Raw genomic sequence first — 6867 nt, 5'->3', positions numbered from 1 at the left:
GGGTCGGGGGGGTTTACCCCCCCCCGCGGCCCCACCCGCTGTGGGGGGCGGGGGGGCCCCCCCCGGCCGGGGCTCCCCCCCCCCCCCCCCGGCCCGGCCCCCCCCCGGGGGGCCCGGGCCCCGAGGAAAGGCACCGATGTCGCACCACTGGACCGCCCAGGTCGTCTCCCCCCATCTGCCCACGGCCGACCCGCCCGCCGGGGCGGCCCGGCCTGCCGCGCTGCTGCGCGACGAGTTCACCGTGCGGGCCGGGGTGAGAGCGGCCCGGCTGACCGTCACCGCGCTGGGCGTGTACGAGCTGGAGCTCAACGGCGCCGTGGTCGGCGACCACGTCCTGGCCCCCGGCTGGACCAGCTACCGCCACCGCCACCGCTACCACTGCTTCGACGTCGCCCCGCTGCTGCGCACGGGCGCCAACGCCTGGGGCGCCCACCTCGCGGACGGCTGGTACCGGGGCCGGCTCGGCTTCAACGGCGGCACCCGCGACATCTACGGCCCGGACACCGGCCTGCTGGCCGAACTGCGCGTCGAGTACGCCGACGGCACCACCGAGACGTTCACCACCGGCCCCGGCTGGCGCGCCTGCCACGGGCCGGTGCTCGCCACGGGCCTGTACGAGGGCGAGCACCACGACGCGCGCCGCGAACAGCCCGGCTGGAGCGAGCCCGGCTTCGACGACTCCGCCTGGCACCCGGTGCGGGTGCTCGACTTCGACACCTCCGTGCTCTTCCCCGCCGACAGCCCGCCCGTGCGCCGGATCGAGACCGTCCGGCCCGTCGCGGTCACCGCCCTGCCCGGCGGCCGGGCCCTGGTGGACTTCGGCCAGAACCTCGTCGGGCGGCTGCGCATCCGGGTGCGCGGCGAGGCCGGCCGGACCGTCACCCTGCGCCACGCCGAAGTCCTGGACGAGGACGGCGAGCTGTGCGTGCGTCCGCTGCGCACCGCCGTCGCCGTCGACCGGTACACGCTGCGCGGCGCCGCGGACGGCGAGGAGTGGGAGCCGCGGTTCACCTTCCACGGCTTCCGCTACGCCGAAGTGGACGGCTGGCCGGGCGAGCCGGCGCCCGAGGACGTCACCGCCGTCGTCCTCCACAGCGACCTGCGCCGCACCGGCTGGTTCTCCTGCTCCGACCCCGCGCTGGAGCGGCTGCACGAGAACGTCGTGTGGGGCATGCGCGGCAACTTCCTCGACGTGCCCACCGACTGCCCGCAGCGCGACGAGCGCCTGGGCTGGACCGGCGACGTGCAGGTCTTCGCCCCCACCGCGGCGTTCCTGTACGACGTGCGCGCCTTCCTGCGGTCCTGGCTGCGCGACCTGGCCGCCGACCAGGGCGGCGACGAGCACGGCGTCCCGCCGGTGTTCACCCCCGACATCCCGGTGATCGCCGACGTGCCGCTGCCGCCCGGCAACCCGCCGATGGCCGGCTGGTGCGACGCCGCCGTCATCGTGCCCTGGGTGCTGTACGAGCGGTACGCCGACGCCGACGTGCTGCGCGTCCAGTACCCGTCGATGCGGGCGTGGGTGGACGCCGTCGAGGAGATCGCCGGGCCGGGCCGGATCTGGGGCGCCGGCTTCCAGTTCGGCGACTGGCTGGACCCGACGGCTCCCCCGGAGGACCCCGGCCGGGCGGTGACCTCCTCCGAACTGGTCGCCACCGCCTACTTCGCCCGCTCCGCCCGGCTGCTCGCCCGCAGCGCCGAGGTGATCGGGGAGCAGGACGACGCGGTGCGCCACCACGCCCTCGCCGACTCGGTGCGCGACGCCTTCCGGGACCGCTTCCACACGGGCGGCGGCCTGCTGACCGAACAGACGCAGACCGCCTACGCGCTGGCCCTCTGCTTCGACCTGCTGGAGGACCCGGCCGAGCGGGCCGGCGCCGGCGACCGGCTCGCCGCCCTGGTCGCCGAACGCGGCCACCGCATCGGCACCGGCTTCCTCGGCACCCCCCTGGTGTGCGACGCGCTCACCGCCACCGGACACCTGGACACCGCCTACCGGCTGCTGCTGGAGCGGTCCTGCCCGTCCTGGCTGTACCAGGTGGACATGGGCGCCACCACCGTCTGGGAACGCTGGGACAGCATGCTGCCCGACGGGCGCGTCAACCCGGGCGAGATGACCTCGTTCAACCACTACGCGCTGGGCGCGGTCGCCGACTGGATCCACCGCACGGTCGCCGGTCTCGCCCCGGCCGCGCCCGGCTACCGCCGCCTGCTGGTGCGGCCCCGCCCGGGTGGCGGCCTCACCTGGGCGAAGGCCGCGCACGAGACGCCCCACGGCCGCGCCGAGGTGTCCTGGCGCATCACCGGGCACGCCCTGCTCGTCGACGTCCTGGTGCCGCCCGGCACCACCGCCGAGGTCCGTCTGCCGGGCGCCGAGCCCGTCGAGGCCGGGCCCGGCCGCCACTCCTTCCGCACCCCCTTCCCCGCCCCCACGCACCCCGAGGAGCAGCAGTGAACCACCCCTACCAGGACCCCGCCCGCAGCGTGCGCGAACGCGTCGCGGACCTGCTGCCCCGCATGACGGTGGAGGAGAAGGCCGGGCTCGTCTTCCACCACGCGATCGGCCCCGCGCCGCACGCCGCGCCCGCCGGGCGCACCGCCGAGCAGATGCTGTCCGAGAGCCGGATGACGCACTTCAACGTCCTCGGCGCCGCCGCCCCGCGGGAGATGGCCGCCTTCCACAACCGGCTCCAGGAACTGGCGGCCCACACCCGGCTGGGCATCCCGGTCACCCTGTCCACCGACCCGCGGCACGCCTTCACCGACAACCCGGGCACCGCGATGATGGCCGGCCCGTTCTCCCAGTGGCCCGAGACCCTCGGCCTCGCGGCCGTGGGCGACCCCGGCCTGGTGCGCCGGTACGCGGACACCGTGCGCCGCGAGTACCTCGCCGTCGGCCTGCGCGTCGCCCTGCACCCGCAGGTCGACCTGGCCACCGAGCCGCGCTGGGCGCGCATCTCCGGCACCTTCGGCGAGGACGCCGACCTGACGTCCCGTCTGGTCGGGGCGTACATCGAGGGCCTGCGCGGACCCGGCGACGGGCTGGGTCCCGACAGCGTCGCGGCGATGGTCAAGCACTTCCCCGGCGGCGGCCCGCAACGGGACGGCGAGGACCCGCACTTCCCCTACGGCAAGGAGCAGGTCTACCCGGGCGGCTTCTTCGACTACCACCTCGGGCCGTTCAAGGCCGCCGTCGCCGCCGGGGCGACCCAGATGATGCCGTACTACGGCAAGCCGGTCGGCACCGACTACGAGGAGGTCGGCTTCGGCTTCAACCGGGGCGTCATCACCGGCCTGCTGCGCGAGAAGCTCGGTTTCGACGGCATCGTCTGCACCGACTGGGGCCTGGTCACCGACCAGCTCGTCATGGGTGAGCCGCACCCGGCCCGCGCCTGGGGGGTGGAGGACCTGAGCCCCGCCGACCGTATCCTGCGGATCTTCCACGCCGGCGCCGACCAGATCGGCGGCGAGTCCTGCCCCGAGCTGGTCGTCGACCTCGTGCGGCACGGACTGCTGGAGGAGTCGCGCCTGGACGCCTCGGTGGCCCGGCTGCTCGCCGAGAAGTTCCGTCTCGGCCTGTTCGACGAGCGCCGCTACGTCGACGTGGACGCGGCCGAGGAGACCGTCGGCCGCGCCGACTTCCGCGCCGCCGGCGAGGAGGCCCAGCGGGCCGGTCTCACGCTGCTGAAGAACGGCGACGGCCTGCTGCCGCTCACGGGCGCCCCGCGGCTGTACGTCGAGGGCGTCGACCCGGCGATCGCCGCCGCGTACGCGCCGCTCGTCGACGATCCCGCCGACGCCGACCTCGCGGTGCTGCGGCTGGCCACCCCGTACGAGCCGCGCCCCGGCCTGTTCGAGTCCTTCTTCCACGCCGGGCGGCTCGACTTCGACGAGGCCCGGCTGAAGGAGATCCTGACGCTGCTGGACACGGTGCCCACCGTGGTGGCCGTCCACCTGGAGCGGCCCGCCGTCATCCCGGAGATCGCCGACCGCTGCGCGGCGCTGCTCGCCGCGTTCGGGGCGGGCGACCGGGCCCTGCTGGACGTCCTGTTCGGCCGGGCGGAGCCGCGGGGGCGGCTGCCGTTCCAGCTGCCGCGCTCGATGGCCGAGGTCAGGGCGGGCCGGCCCGACGTGCCGCAGGAGAGCCGCGACCCGCTCTACCCCTTCGGTCACGGCCTGCGGTACGCGCCGCGGGCCTGAACCGGGCGGCCGGGGGCCGGGGGCCGGGCTGCCGCCCGCTCACAGCCCCTTGCCGTCGGCCGAGATGGACCGCATCAGGTGGTCCAGGTGGGAGCGCATGACCCCGACGAAGTCGAAGGAGCGGCCGCTGGCCAGCCACTGCAGCCGCAGCCCGGCGTCGACGGCCGCGCACTCGCGGGCGATCGCCTCGTGGTCCAGGTCCGGCTTGAGCTCCCCGGACTCGCTCCCGGCGCGCAGCCGCTCGGTCAGCTCCCGGACGCCCTTCTCCTGCCACTGCGAGAAGAAGTCGTGCGCGGGGTGGCCGGCGGCGGTGGCCTCGGCCGCGAGCACCACGGACAGCTCCACGATGCCCGGCATGCGCAGGGCCTCCGCCATGTCCTCGACGTGGCACCGGAAGGCGTCCCGCACGGAGTCGGACACCCGCCGCCACCGCTCGTCCAGCTGGTGGTGCCAGTACTCCACGACCGCCTGCAGCAACTGCTGCTTGCCCCCGAAGTGGTGCAGCAGCCCGGCGTCGGTGATCCCGGCGTCCCGCGCGACCCGGGCCAGCGAGGTGTTGTGGTAGCCGTCCTGGCCGAACCGCCGCATGGCCGCCTCCAGGATCTGCGGCCGCCTGGCCTGTCCCGCCGCGTAGGCGCCCCGCGGCCCTCTAGGTGTCCCCATGAGGACAACGTTAACGGGCCGCCGGAACCGGTCACGATCGGCTGCGGCCTCCCCGCCGCGCCCGGTCCCGGCCCGGGCCCGCGCGTGGCGGGCCGCGGCCCGCGGGCCGGCGTCGCGTCCGGGGAGCGGGCCGGTACCGCCTGCGTGCGCCGGCGGGGCCGGGCCGCCCTTCGGGGAGGACGCCCCGGGCGCCCCCTGTCTACAGTGACCTGATCACGCGGGGTGCGGTCCGGGCCCGGTTTCCGGCGTTCGTCCGGCCAGGGCACCGGTCGGTCCGCGCGGGTGGACGGAACACGGCGAAAGGTGCAGTGGTGGCTCTGGCGGACGACGGCGTCCCGGACCCGGCGGGCGGGCCGGTGCCCCGGGTTCTCCTCGAGACGGGATCGCTGGAGGCGCTCGGCCCGGCGGCGGGCGCGGTGTGGCGGCTGGCCGAGCCGGGCCGGCAGCTCGACGCCAATGTCGTCCGGCTCCCGCCCGGGCGGCGCGTCGGCACCCACATCGAGCCGGACCTGGACGTCCTTCTGCTGGTCGTGGCCGGAGGGGGCACCCTGGTCACCTCCGAGGGGTCCCTTCCGCTGGGGGAGGGCAGCCTCACCTGGCTGCCCCACGGCTCCGCGCGCGGTCTCGTCGCGGGCGAGCGGGGCCTGTCCTGCCTGACGGTCCACCGGCGCCGGCCCGGCATGACGATCCGGCCCGCCGGGAGCCGGGCCCCGGACACCGGCCGGTCCGGCGGCGGTGACGGGGCCGACGGCGAACCGGGCACCGGGGCGGTGCGGCCGGCATCCGGCTGAGCCGCTGATCCCCGCTCCCGCCGACGCGGCCACTGCCGGCGGGAGCGGGGATCAGCGGCTCGGGCGCCGGCCGGAGACCGCCGGCATGTGCGGTGCCGACGTGCGTCTCCCCGGCTTCCCGCCGGGCAGCTGTCCGGCGGGAAGCCGGGGAGACGCACGTCACATTCGTTCCTGTCACATCGCGCCGGCCCGTTCCGTCGAAGGGGTGCAAGCACCGGAAACGACGGAGGAACCCGCCATGGACGCTCGTCTGGATCTCTTCGGCAGCCCGAACGCGACCGGAGTGCTGAAGCACTTCGTCTCCGCGGGCAAGGTGATCTCGGACTCGACGCTGCCGACCGTGACGCAGGAGCTGGTGAAGATCCGCGCCAGCCAGATCAACGGCTGCGGCTTCTGCACCGACATGCACACCAAGGAGGCCGCGCGCGCCGGGGAGACCGCGGTGCGGCTCAACCTGGTCGCGGCCTGGCGGGAGGCCACGGTCTTCACCGACGCCGAACGCGCCGCGCTGGAGCTGGCGGAGCAGGGCACCCGCATCGCCGACGCGGCCGGCGGCGTCACGGACGAGGCGTGGGCGAACGCCGCCAAGCACTACGACGAGGAGCAGCTCGCCGCCCTGGTCTCCCTCATCGCCCTGATCAACGCCTTCAACCGCCTGAACGTCATCGTCCGGCAGCCCGCCGGCGACTACCGGCCCGGCCAGTTCGGCTGACGGGGAGCGCCCGGCCGGGGCGTCCCGCACCCGCGGGGGTGCTGCCGGCGGGCGGTCCCGCCGGCCCCGGGGGGCCGGTTCCCTCGGCCCTCCCGGCAGCCCGGGCGGGTCCGGCTGCCGGTCAGGCCGCGCGGGCCCGGCGGTACGCCACGGGGGCGGGTTCGGCCGGGGTGTCCGCGGGCTGGACCCGGTAGACCGTCTTGCCCGGGTCGACGATGGGCTCGCTGAGGGTGATCCGGCCGGTGGAGTGCAGTCGGTCGCACGCGTCGGTGGGCAGGGCGACGTAGCAGCTGCCCCTGCCGGTGGCGGGGTCGAACGGCTGCCAGTAGCTGTACCTGCGGCGGCCGCCCGCGTGCACGGTGAGGAACACGGGGGTGCGGGGGTCGCGGACGATGCGCACCAGATCGGCGTCCGAGGGGCTGAGCGGAGCGGCGGGCCGGGCACGGTGGGTCAGGAGCATGATGATCAGTCCTCTCCCGCCGTGCCGTGCGGGACGCGCGT

6 protein-coding genes are annotated in these 6867 nt (G+C 75.9%); 4 read left to right on the top strand and 2 right to left on the bottom strand.

Features of this window, described 5'->3' with window-relative positions:
- The first annotated feature begins 136 nt into the window (after positions 1–136).
- Both ACIBAI_RS17030 and ACIBAI_RS17025 read left to right on the top strand, forming a co-directional pair.
- On the top strand, positions 137–2455 hold the full coding sequence (locus ACIBAI_RS17030; RefSeq protein WP_399034936.1) for a family 78 glycoside hydrolase catalytic domain: 2319 nt from the start codon (positions 137–139) through the stop codon (positions 2453–2455).
- Positions 2452–4200, top strand: coding sequence for a glycoside hydrolase family 3 N-terminal domain-containing protein (locus ACIBAI_RS17025; protein ID WP_399034934.1), 1749 nt, complete (start codon positions 2452–2454; stop codon positions 4198–4200). The genes ACIBAI_RS17030 and ACIBAI_RS17025 overlap by 4 nt, the downstream gene beginning before the upstream one ends.
- 39 nt (positions 4201–4239) lie before the next feature.
- Here the strand turns inward: ACIBAI_RS17025 and ACIBAI_RS17020 are convergent, their stop codons facing one another.
- Positions 4240–4863 (bottom strand): TetR/AcrR family transcriptional regulator, encoded by a 624-nt coding sequence (locus ACIBAI_RS17020; RefSeq protein WP_399034932.1) that lies wholly within the window; start codon positions 4861–4863, stop codon positions 4240–4242.
- Positions 4864–5174: 311 nt separating this feature from the next.
- Between ACIBAI_RS17020 and ACIBAI_RS17015 the strand changes: the two genes are divergently transcribed.
- Positions 5175–5654, top strand: a complete 480-nt coding sequence (locus tag ACIBAI_RS17015) for a cupin domain-containing protein (RefSeq protein WP_399034930.1) — start codon at positions 5175–5177, stop codon at positions 5652–5654.
- A 238-nt stretch (positions 5655–5892) separates the two neighbouring features.
- Positions 5893–6366: a carboxymuconolactone decarboxylase family protein gene (locus ACIBAI_RS17010; protein WP_399034929.1), complete on the top strand. Its 474-nt coding sequence runs from the start codon at positions 5893–5895 to the stop codon at positions 6364–6366.
- Positions 6367–6487: 121 nt separating this feature from the next.
- On the opposite strand, the gene ACIBAI_RS17005 is transcribed toward ACIBAI_RS17010, so the two are convergent.
- Positions 6488–6826 (bottom strand): hypothetical protein, encoded by a 339-nt coding sequence (locus ACIBAI_RS17005; RefSeq protein ID WP_399034927.1) that lies wholly within the window; start codon positions 6824–6826, stop codon positions 6488–6490.
- Between the last annotated feature and the right edge of the window lie 41 nt (positions 6827–6867).

It is taken from the genome of Streptomyces sp. NPDC051041, from assembly GCF_044456065.1.
Taxonomy (GTDB): domain Bacteria; phylum Actinomycetota; class Actinomycetes; order Streptomycetales; family Streptomycetaceae; genus Streptomyces; species Streptomyces glaucus.
Note: the sequence above shows the minus strand (reverse complement) of the source record. Positions and strands in the feature narration are given on the sequence as shown.